17 protein-coding genes are annotated in these 15450 nt (G+C 71.7%); 12 read left to right on the top strand and 5 right to left on the bottom strand.

Annotation, left to right across the window (positions count from 1 at the left end; translation table 11 throughout):
- Positions 1-63 precede the first annotated feature (63 nt).
- From OHB01_RS23335 to lipB, 6 genes are all read left to right on the top strand, one after another.
- Complete coding sequence (locus OHB01_RS23335) at positions 64-1584, top strand: leucyl aminopeptidase (RefSeq protein WP_260616999.1); 1521 nt, start codon at positions 64-66, stop codon at positions 1582-1584.
- A 154-nt stretch (positions 1585-1738) separates the two neighbouring features.
- Positions 1739-3118, top strand: coding sequence for a dihydrolipoyl dehydrogenase (gene lpdA / locus OHB01_RS23330; protein ID WP_142644880.1), 1380 nt, complete (start codon positions 1739-1741; stop codon positions 3116-3118).
- A gap of 33 nt (positions 3119-3151) precedes the next feature.
- Positions 3152-4636, top strand: coding sequence for a 2-oxoglutarate dehydrogenase, E2 component, dihydrolipoamide succinyltransferase (sucB, locus tag OHB01_RS23325; RefSeq protein ID WP_328853985.1), 1485 nt, complete (start codon positions 3152-3154; stop codon positions 4634-4636).
- A 108-nt stretch (positions 4637-4744) separates the two neighbouring features.
- On the top strand, positions 4745-5635 hold the full coding sequence (locus OHB01_RS23320) for a TIGR01777 family oxidoreductase (RefSeq protein WP_142644878.1): 891 nt from the start codon (positions 4745-4747) through the stop codon (positions 5633-5635).
- Positions 5636-5668: 33 nt separating this feature from the next.
- Positions 5669-6409, top strand: a complete 741-nt coding sequence (locus OHB01_RS23315) for a peptidase E (RefSeq protein WP_328853984.1) — start codon at positions 5669-5671, stop codon at positions 6407-6409.
- Between the two features lie 2 nt (positions 6410-6411).
- A complete protein-coding gene (lipB, locus tag OHB01_RS23310; protein ID WP_328853983.1) occupies positions 6412-7083 on the top strand; it encodes a lipoyl(octanoyl) transferase LipB in 672 nt (223 codons plus the stop codon).
- 3 nt (positions 7084-7086) lie between these two features.
- Here lipB and OHB01_RS23305 read toward each other — a convergent pair whose 3' ends face one another.
- On the bottom strand, positions 7087-7374 hold the full coding sequence (locus OHB01_RS23305; protein ID WP_328853982.1) for a DUF6204 family protein: 288 nt from the start codon (positions 7372-7374) through the stop codon (positions 7087-7089).
- An 11-nt stretch (positions 7375-7385) separates the two neighbouring features.
- Complete coding sequence (locus tag OHB01_RS23300) at positions 7386-8024, bottom strand: TetR/AcrR family transcriptional regulator (protein WP_142644876.1); 639 nt, start codon at positions 8022-8024, stop codon at positions 7386-7388.
- A 237-nt stretch (positions 8025-8261) separates the two neighbouring features.
- Here OHB01_RS23300 and OHB01_RS23295 point away from each other — a divergent pair, with 237 nt between their 5' ends.
- From OHB01_RS23295 to OHB01_RS23280, 4 genes are all read left to right on the top strand, one after another.
- A complete protein-coding gene (locus tag OHB01_RS23295; RefSeq protein ID WP_328853981.1) occupies positions 8262-8456 on the top strand; it encodes a hypothetical protein in 195 nt (64 codons plus the stop codon).
- Between the two features lie 135 nt (positions 8457-8591).
- Complete coding sequence (lipA, locus tag OHB01_RS23290; protein WP_142644874.1) at positions 8592-9533, top strand: lipoyl synthase; 942 nt, start codon at positions 8592-8594, stop codon at positions 9531-9533.
- A gap of 29 nt (positions 9534-9562) precedes the next feature.
- Positions 9563-10234, top strand: coding sequence for a DUF4191 domain-containing protein (locus OHB01_RS23285; RefSeq protein WP_142644873.1), 672 nt, complete (start codon positions 9563-9565; stop codon positions 10232-10234).
- Between the two features lie 5 nt (positions 10235-10239).
- The gene (locus OHB01_RS23280; protein ID WP_142644872.1) at positions 10240-11037 is read left to right on the top strand and encodes a class I SAM-dependent methyltransferase; all 798 of its coding nucleotides are present in this window, start codon (positions 10240-10242) and stop codon (positions 11035-11037) included.
- 48 nt (positions 11038-11085) lie between these two features.
- Here the strand turns inward: OHB01_RS23280 and OHB01_RS23275 are convergent, their stop codons facing one another.
- The 3 genes from OHB01_RS23275 to OHB01_RS23265 form a co-directional block, all read right to left on the bottom strand.
- Positions 11086-12372, bottom strand: coding sequence for an ArsB/NhaD family transporter (locus tag OHB01_RS23275; RefSeq protein ID WP_328853980.1), 1287 nt, complete (start codon positions 12370-12372; stop codon positions 11086-11088).
- A 219-nt stretch (positions 12373-12591) separates the two neighbouring features.
- A complete protein-coding gene (locus OHB01_RS23270; protein ID WP_142644870.1) occupies positions 12592-13050 on the bottom strand; it encodes a CBS domain-containing protein in 459 nt (152 codons plus the stop codon).
- A gap of 44 nt (positions 13051-13094) precedes the next feature.
- Positions 13095-13370, bottom strand: a complete 276-nt coding sequence (locus OHB01_RS23265) for a hypothetical protein (RefSeq protein ID WP_142644869.1) — start codon at positions 13368-13370, stop codon at positions 13095-13097.
- 266 nt (positions 13371-13636) lie between these two features.
- On the opposite strand from OHB01_RS23265, the gene OHB01_RS23260 reads away from it, so the two are divergent.
- Positions 13637-14779, top strand: a complete 1143-nt coding sequence (locus tag OHB01_RS23260) for a sensor histidine kinase (protein ID WP_328709620.1) — start codon at positions 13637-13639, stop codon at positions 14777-14779.
- 3 nt (positions 14780-14782) lie between these two features.
- Positions 14783-15439 carry a response regulator gene (locus OHB01_RS23255; protein ID WP_142616809.1) on the top strand — a complete coding sequence of 219 codons (657 nt, stop codon included), beginning with the start codon at positions 14783-14785 and terminating at the stop codon, positions 15437-15439.
- The last annotated feature ends 11 nt before the right edge of the window (positions 15440-15450 follow it).

Here is a 15450-nt window from a genome sequence, read left to right as displayed (position 1 = left end):
CCGATAGGTAGGATGAACCCTCGTTTATGCGTAGCCGAGTCAGCCCAGCTAGCATCGGCTCACGTGACCACAGTGCGCATAAACGCATCTGACGCGGTCTCCATCGAGACCAGTGCTCTCATAATCGGCGTCCACACGACCCCGGAGGGTCCACGCCCGGCTCCCGGAGGCGAAGGCCTCGACCAGGCCCTGGACGGACGACTCGCCGAGATCCTCACCACAATGGGGTTCACCGGCAAGGCCGAAGAGGTCGTGAAGATCCCCACTCTCGGGGCGCTGCCCGCGCCCGTCGCCGTCGCCGTGGGCCTCGGCGACGCGCCGCAGGACGGCGCCGAGGGCGGCTACGACCTGGAAACCCTGCGCCGCGCGGCGGGAGCGGCCGTCCGCTCGCTCGCCGGCACGGCGTCCGCCGCGCTCGCCCTGCCCGCCCGTACGGCCGCCGAGGTGGAGGCCGTGGCGCTGGGCGGTCTGCTGGGCGCCTACGACTTCACGCGCTACCGCACCAACGGCGACCGCAAGCCGCCCGTCGGCGAGCTGACCGTGCTGTCCGGCGCGGCCGGGGCGGAGGAGGCCGTCGCGCACGCGACGACGCTCGCCGGCTCGGTCACCCTCGTCCGCGACCTGGTGAACACGCCGCCGTCCGACCTGTGGCCCGCGCGCTTCGCCGAGATCGCCCAAGAGACCGGGGGGGAGGCCGGTCTGTCGGTCGAGGTGCTCGACGAGGTCAGGCTCAAGGAGGACGGCTACGGCGGCATCATCGGCGTCGGCCAGGGCTCGGTCAACCCGCCCCGCCTGGTCCGCGTCGCCTACGGCCACCCCGAGGCCACCCGGAAGGTCGCGTTCGTCGGCAAGGGCATCACCTTCGACTCCGGCGGCCTGTCGCTCAAGCCCTCCGCGTCCATGGACTGGATGAAGTCGGACATGGGCGGAGCGGGAGCCGTGTTCGGCGCGCTCCTCGCGATCGCGCGGCTGGGCCTGCGCGTCAACGCGGTCGGCTACCTCTGCCTCGCGGAGAACATGCCCTCGGGCAGCGCTCAGCGCCCCTCCGACGTCCTGCACACCTACAGTGGCAAGACCGTCGAGGTGCTCGACACCGACGCCGAGGGCCGCCTGGTGCTGATCGACGGCATCGCCCGCGCCGCCGAGGACCAGCCCGACGTGATCATCGACGTCGCCACCCTGACCGGCGCCCAGATCGTGGCGCTCGGGTGGCGTACGGCCGGCGTGATGTCCAACGACGACGACCTGCGCGAGGAGATCGTCCGCATCGCCGGCGAGCAGGGCGAGGCCGCCTGGGGCATGCCGCTGCCCGCCGAGCTGCGCAAGGGGCTCGACTCCGCGGTGGCCGACATCGCCAACCTCCAGCCCGAGCGGTGGGGCAGCATGCTCGCCGCGGGCATCTTCCTGCGGGAGTTCGTGCCCGCGGGCGTCCGCTGGGCGCACGTGGACATGGCCGGGCCGGCGTTCAACAAGGGCGAGCCGCACGGCTACACGCCCAAGGGCGGCACCGGCGCGATGACCCGCACGCTCGTCGCCGTCGCCGAGCGCTACGCGGGGAACGGCACGTCCGCGCAGGCTGTTTAAACGATAAAGAGCCCCGCGGGCTGTTCGGAGAAGGAAGCCGGCCCCGACGCGGCGTGCCCGCGCGGGCCAGGGCCGGGGCCACGATCTTCCAGGACAAGTGAAAAGATGCTGCCGGGTCCACCCGGCGGTGCGAATACGACCAAGGAGCATTCCAGTGGCTGATGGCAGCGGCCCCTACGACATCGTCGTCCTAGGTGGCGGTAGCGGTGGATACGCCTGTGCCCTGCGGGCGGCCGAGCTCGGCATGAACGTCGTCCTCATCGAGAAGGACAAGGTCGGGGGCACGTGCCTGCACCGCGGCTGCATCCCCACCAAGGCGCTGCTGCACGCGGCCGAGCTCGCCGACCAGGCTCGCGAGGGCGAGTCGTTCGGCGTCCGCACCCGGCTGGAGGGCATCGACGTCCCCGGCGTCCACGCGTACAAGGACAAGGTGATCGGGGGCCTCTACAAGGGTCTCGCCGGGCTCATCAAGAGCAAGAAGATCACCGTGGTCGAGGGCGAGGGCCGCCTGGCCGGCCCCGGCCGCGTCGTGGTCGGCGACCAGGTCTACGAGGGCCGCAACGTCGTGCTGGCGACCGGCTCGGTGCCGAAGTCGCTGCCCGGCCTCGACATCGACGGCGAGAAGGTGATCAGCAGCGACCACGCGCTGGTCCTCGACCGCGTCCCGTCCTCGGTCGTCATCCTGGGCGGCGGCGTCATCGGCGTCGAGTTCGCCAGCGTGTGGCGCTCGTTCGGCGCCGAGGTCACGATCGTCGAGGCGCTGCCGCACCTGCTGCCGCTGGAGGACGAGTCCAGCTCCAAGCTGCTGGAGCGCGCCTTCCGCCGCCGCGGCATCAAGTACGAGCTGGGCGCCCGCTTCGAGAGCGTCAAGACCACCGACACCGGGGTCGTCGTCTCCCTGGAGAACGGCAAGACCCTCGACGCCGAGATCATGCTCGTCGCCGTCGGCCGCGGCCCGGTCTCGGCCGGCCTCGGCTACGAGGAGAACGGCGTCGCGATGGAGCGCGGCTACGTGCTGGTCAACGAGTTCTGCCAGACCAGCGTGCCGGGCGTGTACGCCGTGGGCGACCTGATCCCCACGCTGCAGCTCGCCCACGTCGGCTTCGCCGAGGGCATCCTGGTCGCCGAGCACATCGCCGGGCTCAACCCGGTGCCGATCGACTACGACGGCGTGCCGCGCATCACCTACTCCGAGCCCGAGGTCGCCTCGGTGGGCATCTCCACGTCGGTGGCCCGCGAGCGCGGTCACGACGTCGTCGAGCTGAGCTACAACCTCGCCGGCAACGGCAGGAGCAAGATCCTGCAGACGCAGGGCGAGGTCAAGGTCGTCGCCGAGCGCGACGGCCGGGTGCTCGGCGTCCACATGGTCGGCAGCCGGGTGGGCGAGCTGATCGCGGAAGCCCAGCTGATCTTCAACTGGGAGGCCACGCCCGTCGACGTCGCCCAGCTCATCCACCCGCACCCGACGCAGTCCGAGGCTCTCGGCGAGGCCATGCTGGCCCTGGCCGGCAAGCCGCTGCACGTCCACAACTGAAGCCCTCCTAGCGAACGCGAGAGAAGACACACCATGCCGGTCTCCGTAACCATGCCCCAGCTCGGCGAGAGCGTTACCGAGGGCACCGTCACCCGTTGGCTGAAGAAGGAAGGCGACCGCGTCGAGGCCGACGAGCCGCTCCTCGAGGTGTCGACCGACAAGGTCGACACCGAGATCCCGTCGCCGTCCGCCGGCTACCTCACCAAGATCATCGTCGCTGAGGACGAGACGGTCGAGGTCGGCGCCGAGCTCGCCCTGATCGACTCCGAGGCGGGCGCCGCTCCGGCCGCCGCCGAGCCGGCGGCTCCGGCTCCCGCTCCGCAGCCCGAGCCCGAGCCTGCTCCGGCCCCCGCGCCGGCCCCGCCGGTCTCGTCGATCCCGCAGCCCGCGCCCGCCGTGGTGACGCCGCCGGCGCCCCCGGCGCCCGCCCCGGCTCCGCAGGCCCAGGCCGCCCCGGCCCCGCAGGCCCCCGCCGCCCCGGCTCCGCAGGCCCCGGCCGCGCAGCCGAGCGAGCCGGCCCCGCTGCCCTCGTCCGGCGAGGGCCCGTACGTCACGCCGCTGGTCCGCAAGCTCGCCGCCGAGCACGGCGTCGACCTCGACTCGCTGACCGGCACCGGCGTCGGCGGCCGGATCCGCAAGCAGGACGTGATCGAGGCCGCCCGCGTCCAGCGCGAGCAGGCCGCGGCCGCCGCTGCCGCCACCCCGGCCCCGCAGGCGGCGCCCGCCCCGGCCCAGGCGCCCGCCGCCCCGGCCGCCGCCGCGCCCGCCGCGTCGGAGGTGCGGGTGGACACCACGCTGCGCGGCCGTACGGAGAAGATGTCGCGCCTGCGGCAGACCATCGCCAAGCGCATGGTGGAGTCGCTGCAGGTCTCGGCCCAGCTCACCACCGTGGTCGAGGTCGACGTCACCCGCATCGCCCGCCTGCGCGAGCGGGCCAAGGAGGAGTTCCAGCGGCGCGAGGGCGTGAAGCTGACCTTCATGCCGTTCTTCGCCCTGGCGGCGGTCGAGGCGCTCAAGCAGCACCCGAAGCTGAACGCGACGATCAACAGCGAGACGAACGAGGTCACCTACTTCGACGTCGAGCACCTCGGCTTCGCGACCGACACCGAGCGCGGCCTGCTCGTCCCGGTGATCAAGAACGCGGGCGACCTCAACATCGCCGGGCTCGCCCGGAAGATCGCCGACCTGGCCGAGCGCACCCGCACCAACAAGGTGAGCCCGGACGAGATCACCGGCGGCACGTTCACGCTGACCAACACCGGCAGCCGGGGCGCGCTGTTCGACACGCCGATCCTCAACCAGCCGCAGGTCGGCATGCTGGGCACCGGCGCGGTCGTCAAGCGCCCGGTCGTCGTGGACACCCCGGAGGGCGAGGTCATCGCGGTCCGCTCGATGGTGTACCTCGCGCTCAGCTACGACCACCGCCTGGTCGACGGCGCCGACGCGGCCCGCTTCCTCACGACGATCAAGCACCGTCTCGAGGAGGGCCGTTTCGAGGCCCAGCTCGGCCTGGCGTAGCCGTACGCCGCAGGCGGCGCGAGCCGCACTCCCGGACACCACGGGGCCGTCCCGCGCTCGGCGGGGCGGCCCCGTTCGTTTCCGGGTAGTGATCCGTGCGTGGAGACGATGACGACAGTGGTGACAGGCTCCTCGGGGCTGCTCGGAACGGCCCTGGTGAGCGCGCTGCGCGCCGACGGGCACCAGGTGCGCCGTCTCGTACGACGCGCGCCCGCCGGGCCCGACGAGTGCTTCTGGGACCCGGAGGGCGACGTGCTCGACCCCGCGGCGCTCGAAGGCGCGGACGCGGTCGTCCACCTGGCCGGCGCCGGCATCGGCGAGCGCCGGTGGACCGAGGCGTACAAGCGGGAGCTGGTCGGCAGCCGGGTCAGCGGCACGCACGTCCTCGCCACCGCGATGGCCCGCGCCGAGCGCGGGCCGCGGGTGCTGCTGTCCTCCTCCGCGATCGGCTTCTACGGCGACACCGGGGATCGCGCCGTGGACGAGTCCGCGCCGGCCGGCACGGGCTTCCTCGCCGATCTGGCACGCGCCTGGGAGGCCGCCACCGCGCCCGCCGAAGAGGCGGGCGTGCGGGTGACGCTGCTGCGCAGCGGGATGGTGCTCAGCGGCCGGGGCGGCGCGCTCGCCCGGATGCTGCCGATCTTCAAGATGGGCGCGGGAGCCGTGCTCGGCAGCGGCAGGCAGTACACGTCGTGGATCTCACTGCCCGACTGGGTGGACGCGGTCCGCTTCCTGCTCGCGCACCACCTGACCGGGCCGGTGAACCTCACGGCTCCCGAGCCGGTGACCAACGCCGAATACACCGCCGCGCTCGCCAGGGCGCTGCGCCGCCCGACGATGCCGCTGCCCGCCCCGCGTCTCGCGCTGCGCCTGGCGCTCGGGGAGTTCGCGGACGAGGCCCTGCTCGCCGGTCCGCGGGTGCTCCCCCGGCGGCTGCTCGACGCCGGTCACCGGTTCGCCCATCCCACCATCGGCGAGGCGCTGGCCGCCGTACTCTGAAGAGTCACTCGATCCGGGAACAGGAGCATGGGCATGAGCCGCATCGGGCAGTCGCACATCGTCGCCATCGGAGGCGGATCGTTCCGGCAGACGGAGCGATACGGGTTCATCGAGCCGACCGCCCTGCTGCGTTACGTCCTCGACCTCACCGGTCAGGACCGGCCCAAGCTCGGCCTGCTCGCCACCGCCACCGGCGACGACGCCGACTGGCTGCTCAAGATGTACGGCGCGTTCGCCCGCTGGGACGTCGAGGTGAGCCACCTGACGGTCTTCCCGATGCCGAACGTCGAGGACCCCCGCGAGTGGATCCTGGAGCAGGACGCGATCTACGTGAGCGGCGGCAGCGTCGCCAACCTCGCCGCCCTGTGGCGGCTGCACGGCCTGGACGAGGCGTTCGCCGAGGCGTGGCGGGCGGGCATCGTGCTGTCCGGGCAGAGCGCCGGCGCGCTGTGCTGGCACATCGGCGGCAACACCGACTCGTTCGGGCCGAAGCTGCGGCCCTGGGCCGAGGGCCTGGGCCTGCTGCCGTACTCGTGCGGCGTCCACTACAACTCCGACCCGCAGCGCCGGGCGCTGCTGCACAAGTCGGTCGCGTCGGGCGAGCTGCCCGAGGGGTACGCCGCCGACGAGGGCGTGGCGCTCCACTACGTGGGCACCGAGTTCATCCAGGCCGTGACCACCGACCCGCAGGGGTACGCCTACCGGATCGAGCGGGACGGGTCCGCAGTGAAGGAGCTGCGTATCGAGCCCCGGCTGCTGACCTCTACGCTGTGAACGTGAAGGGCGATGGGAACGTGAAGGGCGTGGCCATCGTCCGCCTCGGCGTCGACGTACCGTACGAGCAGGCGTGGACCCTGCAGCGGCGGCTGCGCGCCCGGCGGGTGGCCGACGAGATCTCCGACCTGTGCCTCATGCTGGAGCACGCCCCCGTCTACACGGCGGGCAAGCGGACGCTGCCGCACGAGCGCCCGGTCGACGGCACTCCGGTCATCGACGTCGACCGGGGCGGGAAGATCACCTGGCACGGCCCGGGGCAGCTCGTCTGCTACCCCATCATCCGCATCGGCGACGTGACCTCCTACATCCGGTTGCTGGAGGAGGTCCTGATCCAGGTCTGCGCCGACTTCGGGCTGACGGCGCGCCGCGTGGAGGGCGCCGGCGGGGTGTGGGTGCCCGGCGACCCCGCGCACGGGCTGCCCGACCGCAGGATCGGCACGATCGGCATCCGGGTCTCCGGCGGGGTCACCATGCACGGCTTCGCGCTCAACTGCGTCAACGACCTGAGCTGGTACACCCGCATCGCGGGCGACGACGCCGGGGTCACGTCGCTCGCGGCCGAGACCGGGCGGCGGATCATGGTCGACGAGGTCATCCCGTTCGCCGGAAAGCGCCTCGCCGAGGCCCTGGGCGAGGAGCCGTACGACCTGTACGAGGAGGACCTCGCCTGACGCCTACGCGCCGCGGCCCTTCCGGCGGATCTTGATCTGCCGCATGTCGGTCACCGCCAGGTGCAGGATCTCGTACGGGTGCCCGTGCGCGTCCAGCGCGGCCATCGCCCCCAGCGCGGCCTCGTCCTCGCCGTCGTCCGGCCCGGCGGGCACCTGGCAGCGGAAGGTGAAGGCGGACACGCTCGCGTCGTGGGTGAACGTGCCGCCCTCGGTGTAGCCCATGCCGCCCGCCGCCGTCACCGCCGCCCGCCCGGCGTCGTCGAGCCCGGTGAACTTCCCTCTGATCGTCACTCTGAACACGGTCATCCCTCTCGTACGGCATAGGCGCGGACGCGCTCGCCCAGGACGCTCTCGGCGACGTCGAGCAGCTCCAGCACGGCGTCCGCGATGGCGTCCGGGCTCTCCCCCGCCGTCGTACGCCGCCCGATCTCGGCGTACACCAGCGAGTGGAGGCAGCCGATGTGCCAGGCGACCACGCGCGGCAGCGGATCGCCGGCGTCCGCGCCGGTCTCCTCGGCCAGCTCGGCCGCCAGCTCGTCGGTCATCCGGCGGCCGAGGTCCTCCAGGCGGGCGGTCAGCGTGGGGGCGGCCCGCATCATCTCCAGCACGCGCCCGAATCCCGCGCTCAGCCCGACCGAGCGTTCGCGCCCGCGGATCTCCCGGCGCAGCCGGTCCAGCACCGCGCCGGCCGCCGACCGTCCCGGCGGCCGCTCCCGCACGATGTCGGCCAGCCTGCGCGGCGACGCCTCTTCCGGCGGGAGCACGAGGTCCTCCTTCGCCTGGAAGTAGTTGTAGACGGTGTTCACCGACACCTCGGCGGCCCGCGCGACCTCGGCCATCGTGACGTTGTCGAAGCCGCGCTCCACGAACAGCCCGACCGCCACCTCGGCGATGTGCTGCCTGGTCCGCCGCTTCTTGCGCTCCCGCAGTCCCTCGGCCATTGCTGCACTCTACTGCAAATTTGCAGTGCATTGCAGTTTTCGGTGTCTCGCCGGATGAGACGGCCTCGGACATACTCGCGGCATGAGCCTCTCCTCACCCCCCGGCGAGGTCCGTACCGATCTGCTCCCCCGCGACACCAGGAGGCGGTTCCTGCGGCTACGGGGCCGGCGACTCGACCGGCCCGGCACACGGCCGCCAAACTGGCCTCACTCGCCCTCTCGGCCGTCGTCCACGCGGTGACCGCCGCCTTCCTGGCCGCCGGCGTGTTCATCGTCACCGGCTGGCGCGGGAACGTGATCGGCCGGCTGTGCGGCAGCGTCCCCTTCGCCATCGGGATCTGGACCAGGCCCCGGGCGATCCGGCTCCCGGACGGCGCCGAGCTGTCCCGTCACCTCGCCCGCACGGTCGGGGAGCTGTCCCGGATCACCTGAACTCAGGTAATAAGCTGGGTTCGTGAACGAGCGTTCCGACAGGCACGCAGGCCCGCGTACGGCGCGGGGCCGCGTGCTCCCGCTCGGGCCCCGGGCCCGCGGCCCGCTACCGCGGAGTGCTGCGAAGGAAGTCGCATGACCGTCGCTCCTGAAGGCCGAAAGCTCCTCCGCCTGGAGGTGCGCAACAGCCAGACCCCCATCGAGAAGAAGCCGCCGTGGATCAAGACGCGGCTGCACAACGGCCCCAACTTCAACGAGATCAAATCGTTGGTGAAGGGCGCGGGGCTGCACACCGTGTGCCAGGAAGCGGGCTGTCCCAACATCTCCGAATGCTGGGAGGACCGCGAAGCCACCTTCCTCATCGGTGGCGACCAGTGCACCCGGCGCTGCGACTTCTGCCAGATCGACACCGGCAAGCCGGCCGAGTACGACCGGGACGAGCCGCGCCGCGTCGCCGAGTCGGTGCGCCAGATGGGCCTGCGCTACGCCACGGTGACCGGTGTCGCCCGTGACGACCTGCCCGACGGCGGCTCCTGGCTGTACGCGGAGACCGCCCGGCAGATCCACGAGGCCGTGCCCGGCTGCGGCGTCGAGCTGCTGGTGCCGGACTTCAACGGCGACCGCGACCAGTTGGAGGAGGTCTTCTCCAGCAGGCCCGAGGTCTTCGCGCACAACATCGAGACCGTGCCCCGGATCTTCAAGCGGATCCGGCCCGCGTTCCGCTACGAGCGCTCGCTGCGGGTCATCAGCATGGCCCGCGAGGCGGGGCTGGTCACCAAGTCGAACCTCATCCTCGGCATGGGCGAGGAGCGCGAGGAGATCACCCAGGCGCTGCGCGACCTGCACGAGGCCGGCTGCGACCTGGTGACCATCACGCAGTATCTGCGCCCCACCCCGCGCCACCACCCCGTGGACCGCTGGGTCAAGCCCGAGGAGTTCGTGGAGCTCAAGCAGGAGGCCGAGGAGATCGGCTTCGCCGGCGTCATGTCCGGGCCGCTGGTGCGCTCGTCCTACCGGGCCGGACGCCTGTACCAGCAGGCGATCGCCGCCCGCGTGGGCGAGTCTCGTTTTCATTAAGTCAGCTCGACGTTTGTATCCTTCAGACCATGGCGAAAGACGCAGCGTCTCCGGGGCGCCTCAAGCAGCTCCGGATGGTCGCACAGATCATTCAGCAGGCGAACCCCAAGGGCATGCCGATCGTCTACGCGTCGGCTCTGGGCACGCTCGTCCTGTTCGTCGTCATCGGCGTGATCTTCGGCTGGACGTGGATCGTTTTCGGCGTCTTCGCCGCCGTTCTGGTGGGGATGATCGTCTTCAGCCGGCTGGCGCAGAAGGCGCAGTACTCGATGCTCCACGGGCAGCCGGGCGCGACGTACGCGATCCTGCAGAGCCTGCGCGGCACCTGGTATGTCGAGGAGAAGCCGGTCGCGGTCAACCGCGACCAGGACCTCGTCTTCCGGGTCGTCGGATACCCCGGGGTCATCCTGGTCTCCGAGGGCCCGCCCAACCGGGTGCAGCGCATGCTCGTCGCGGAGAAGAAGCGCGTGCAGCGCGTCGCGGTCGACGTCCCGGTGTACGACATCCAGTGTGGTGACGCGGACGGCCAGATCCCCCTGGCCAAGCTCCAGCGGCACATGATGAAGCTGCCCCGCAACCTGAAGAAGGGCGCGGTGTCCGAGGTCAACAACCGGATGCGCGCGCTCACCCCGGCCATCCCGATGCCGAAGGGCCCCATCCCCAAGGGCGCCCGGATGCCGCGCGGCCCCAAGATGCGCTGACGACGTTGGACTTCGTGGGAAGGCGGCCGGTCTCCCGGTCGCAGACCTCCCGGGCCAACCGCGGCTGGTGGGACGGCGCGGCCGACGACTACCAGGCCGAGCACGGCGGGTTCCTGCGCGACGACGGCTTCGTGTGGTGCCCCGAGGGCCTGGACGAGGCCGACGCCCGGCTGCTCGGCGACGTCGCCGGGCGCCGCGTCCTGGAGATCGGGTGCGGTGCCGGCCAGTGCGGCCGGTGGCTGCTCGGACAGGGCGCGACGGTCGCCGCCGTCGACCTGTCCTACCGGCAGTTGCAGCACTCCCGGCGGATCGACATGTCCGCCGGGGTGACCCTGCCCGTCGTCCAGGCCGACGCCGAGACGCTGCCGTTCGCGGACGAGTCGTTCGACCTCGCGTGCTCGGCGTACGGTGCGCTGCCGTTCGTGGCGGACGCCGGGGCGGTGCTCGCCGAGGTGCGCAGGGTGCTGCGGCCGGGCGGCCGGTTCGTGTTCTCCGTCAGCCATCCCGTGCGGTGGGCCTTCCCCGACGATCCGGGCCCGCGCGGCCTGACCGCCGACCGGCCCTACTTCGACCGATCGCCGTACGTCGAGTTCGGCGAGGACGGCGAGCCGTCATACGTGGAGCACCACCGGACGATGGGCGACTGGGTGGGCCTGATCGCCGCCTCCGGTCTCGTCCTGACCGGCCTGACCGAGCCGGAGTGGCCGCCGGGGCACGACCGCACGTGGGGCGGCTGGAGTCCGCTGCGCGGCCGGCTGCTCCCCGGCACGGCGATCTTCCACTGCGTCCGGGCCGCCTCATAGGTCGGCTCGCGTTCCCCGCTTCGGCCGCCCACTCGCCATTCGCGCGTGTCAGACGAAGTAGCGCAGCCAGACGTACACCCACGCCATCGTGATGCTCAGCGCGGTGACGAAGATGCCATAGCGGGTGAACTGCCAGAAGCCGATGCGATGGCCGGTCCGGGCGGCGATGCCGACGGCCACGACGTTCGCGCTCGCGGCCACCGCGGTGCCGTTGCCGCTGAAGTCGGCCCCCAGGGCGAAGGACCACCACAGTGCCTGCCCGGTCTTCGGATCCGGCGTCTGGGCGACCATCTCCTCGACGACGGGCACCATCGTGGCGACGTAGGGGATGTTGTCGAAGAACGCGCCGAGCACGCCCGAACCGAACAGCAGCGCCGTGGCCGACAGGAAGTGGTCGCCGCCGAGCGCGCCGACGGCCCAGCCGCCCATCGTGGCGATGACGCCCGTGTTCACCAGGCCGGCGACCATGACGAACAGGCCCATGAAGAAGACCAGGGTGCCCCACTCGACCTCGCGCAGGACGTCGGGCACGTCGGCGCGGGACACCAGCAGCATCACCCCGGCACCCACCAGGGCGACGATCGACGGCTCCACGTGCAGCACGGGGTGCAGGCAGAACGCGGCGACCACCCCGCCGAGCACGACCATGCATCGCGTGAGCAGGCGCGGGTCGGTGATCGCCCGCCGTTCCTGCAGCGCCATCACCGCGGCCACCCGTTCCGGCGAGTAGCGGAACGACCTGCGGAACAGCACCCGGGTGAGCAGCACGAACACCACGAAGACGACGACCACGATCGGCGCCATGTGGACCAGGAAGTCGTTGAACGTCAGCCCGGCGCGGCTGCCGATGATGATGTTGGGCGGGTCGCCGATGAGCGTCGCCGCGCCGCCGATGTTGGACGCCAGGACCTCGGCGATGAGGTATGGCTGAGCCGGGATGCCGAGCCGGTTGCAGACGACCACGGTGACCGGCGCGACCAGCATGATCGTGGTGACGTTGTCCAGGAACGGCGAGGCGATCGCGGTGATGATCATCAGCATGACCATCAGCCGGTAGGGCCGTCCCTTGGACTTCTTGGCCGCCCAGATGGCGAGGTAGTCGAAGACTCCCGTGTGCTTGACGACGCCGACGATGATCATCATGCCGAGCAGCAGGAAGATGACGTTCCAGTCGATTCCGGCGGTCTCGGAGAAGAACACCTCGTCGCCGGGGATCAGCCCCAGGACGGCCATGGCACCGGCGGCGACGAGGACCACCTTCACCTTGTGCACCTTCTCCGCCGCGATGAAGGCGAAGGCCACCACGAAGATCGCGAAGGAGACGGCCGCGCTCACGTGCGGCGCCCCGGTGGTCCGGCGGTGCGCGCACGGCGGACGGCGTTCCGGCAGGGTGTCCCGGCAGGCGGGCGCCGTGACGACGACGGCATGGCGAAGCGGTGAATGATCGGAACCTCCGGATCGTGGAAACGCCGCACGGCGCGACGCGTACGGACGCGAGACGACAGGTCCGCGACCGGAAAGGTCGCGGGGCGGCCCGCCACCGGCCTGGGGCGATCACTCACCCGGTGGCACGAGCGCCAGGCTGGTGAGCAGCCGCTCCAGGGTGATCGCGCCGGCCAGGGTGCCGTCGGGGCCGACGACCGCGGTGATGGGGCTGCGCATCCGCGTCATGAGGGCGGCCACTTCGAGCAGGGTCGCATCGAGGGGCACCGTGACCGGCCTGGGCGGCTGGGGCGGCAGGCACTCGCCCACCGTGATGCCGTCCAGCTCCTGCCAGAAGCGGTCGGCATGGGCCTCGTCGATCGCCCGGGCGAGCGCCGGGTCCTCCTGATAGGCCCCGGGCACCGTGAGACGCAGGACCTGCGTGCCGGGAAGCACCCATCCCGGCCGTCCCCTGCCGTCCACCACGATCAACCCGGGCATCCGGTTCAGCACCATGATCCGTACGGCCCGGGCGACGGGGTCGTGGACGGTCACCGTCGGCAGGTTCACAACGACATCGCGCGCTTGCATCAGGCCATCACATCGATCGGGGAGGCGGACGGTTCCGTACGTGGTCATCGCGCCGCCTCCACGAACTCGGCGACGCGGCGTTCCAGATGGGCGAGCCGATCGAGGACGGGCCTGCTGTGCAGAATGTCGGCGAGCTGGTCGGCCTCACGCTGGTCCAGGGTGATCACCTGCAACGGCGTGTCGGGCTCCCCGGAGCCGTAGAGGAGAAGCCTCCGGCCGCCGGCCTTGTCCACGAGCACGCCGAAGCGCTGCCCGTCGCGGGTGACGCACTGGTGCACCACGGTCGCGACGCCGGGCAGGGTGGCGCGGGTCACGTCCATCTCGGCTACCTCCCATCTGCGGCGGATCCTCACCACGGGGCCGGGGCCCTCTCTCGCCCGCACCGGCCGCTGGTGCCTCGGATGTGTGGCCCGCCGGCGGCGTGGCGTCTCCCTGTCCGCCCGTCGCCACCAGTCTTCGAGACGGCACGGGCCACCACCATCGGGTGCGTCACCCATATCCGGAGAGGTATGACATGTAGGAAGACGGCATGATGGGGGGCGGCCCGCATGGACACCGGCGCACGCGTACGAGCAGGCTGTGAGCCGTGAACGAGCGCACCGAGCCGCGCGCCGGCCCCCGCTCCGGGCCCCACTCCGGCCCGCGTACCGGCACGGGGCACGACACGGGGAACGACACGGTGACCGGCGGGACGGCGGCGGCGCGGTCGCGGCACCCGGCCCGCGCCCTGTTCTGGCGGCTGTTCGCGATCAACGGGCTGGTCTTCACCGCCGGGACGTTCGTGCTCGCGCTCTCCCCCGCCACGGTGTCCTCACCGGTCCTGCTCACGGAGATACCGGTCCTGATCGTGGGGCTGGCCCTGATCATCACGGCCAACGCGCTGCTGATCCGCAAGAGCCTGGCCCCGCTGGACGCGCTCACCACTCTCATGCGGCGGGTCGACCTGCTGAGGGCGGGCGACCGGCTCACCGACAGCGGCAACGGCGACCTCGCCCAGCTGATCGGCACGTTCAACGAGATGCTCGACCGGCTCGAAGCCGAGCGCAGCGCCAGCAGCGCGCACGCGCTGGCCGCACAGGAGGGGGAACGGCAGCGGATCGCGCGCGAGCTGCACGACGAGATCGGCCAGAGCCTCACGGTGGCGCTGCTGTCGCTCAAGCGTGTCGTCGACCGGGCGCCCGAGGAGCTCCGGGAGGAGCTGAGCGCCGCCCAGGAGACGGTGCGCGCCAGCCTGGACGAGGTGCGGCGGGTCGCCAGACGGCTGCGGCCCGGCGTCTTGGAGGACCTCGGCCTGCACAGTGCGCTGAGCGCGCTGAGCAGCGATTTCGCGCAGGCGAGCGGGATCGCGATCACGCGTGAGATCGGCACCGACCTGCCCCCGCTCAGCGGGGAGGTCGAGCTCGTCCTCTATCGGATCGCGCAGGAGGGGCTGACGAACGTGGCCAGGCATTCCCGCGCCCGCCACGTGGAGCTGTCGCTCAGGCAGGAGAAGGGACGGCTCACGCTGCGCATCGCCGACGACGGGCGCGGGGGCGTCGACAAGGAAGGCGCAGGGATCCGCGGCATGCGCGAGCGCGCCCTTCTCATCGGCGCCCGGCTGACCGTGGACTCCCCGCCCGGCGGCGGCACGGACGTGCGCCTGGTCGTCCCCCCGCACGCGGTTCAGGCGGATCACACGGATCGCGGGGGTCTCGCGGATCACGCGGTTCATCCGGTGAAGGAGAGCTGATCGGTGGAGAGCGCCAAGACCCGCATCCTGCTGGCCGACGACCACGCGCTGGTCCGGCGCGGACTGCGGCTGATCCTCGACGCGGAGCCCGATCTCGTGGTGGTCGCCGAGGCCGCCGACGGCGCCGAGGCGGTCGAGGCCGCCCGATCCGAGGAGATCGACCTCGCCATTCTCGACATCGCGATGCCCCGAATGACGGGAATCCAGGCGGCGCGCGAGATCTCACGGCAGGCGCCCCACGTCCGGATCCTGATCCTGTCGATGTACGACAACGAGCAGTACTTCTTCGAGGCGCTCAAGGCCGGCGCCTCGGGCTACGTGCTCAAGTCGGTCGCCGACCAGGACCTCCTGGAGGCCTGCCGGGCGGCGATGCGCGGGGAGCCCTTCCTCTATCCGGGCGCGGTCACCGCCCTCATCCGCGACTACCTGCGGCGCGCCCGGCAGGGCGAGCGCGTGCCGGACAGCATCCTGACGCCCCGGGAGGAGGAGATCGTCAAGCTCATCGCCGAGGGCAACTCGGCCAAGGAGATCGCGGAGACGCTCTTCATCAGCGTGAAGACCGTGGACCGGCACCGCGCGAACATCCTGCAGAAGCTCGGCATGCGCGACCGGCTCGAACTGACCCGTTACGCCATCCGCGCCGGACTCGTCGAACCCTGACGGCGGTCTCC

Origin of the sequence: Microbispora hainanensis (genome assembly GCF_036186745.1) — a bacterium.
Taxonomy (GTDB): Bacteria; Actinomycetota; Actinomycetes; order Streptosporangiales; family Streptosporangiaceae; genus Microbispora.
Note: the sequence above shows the minus strand (reverse complement) of the source record. Positions and strands in the feature narration are given on the sequence as shown.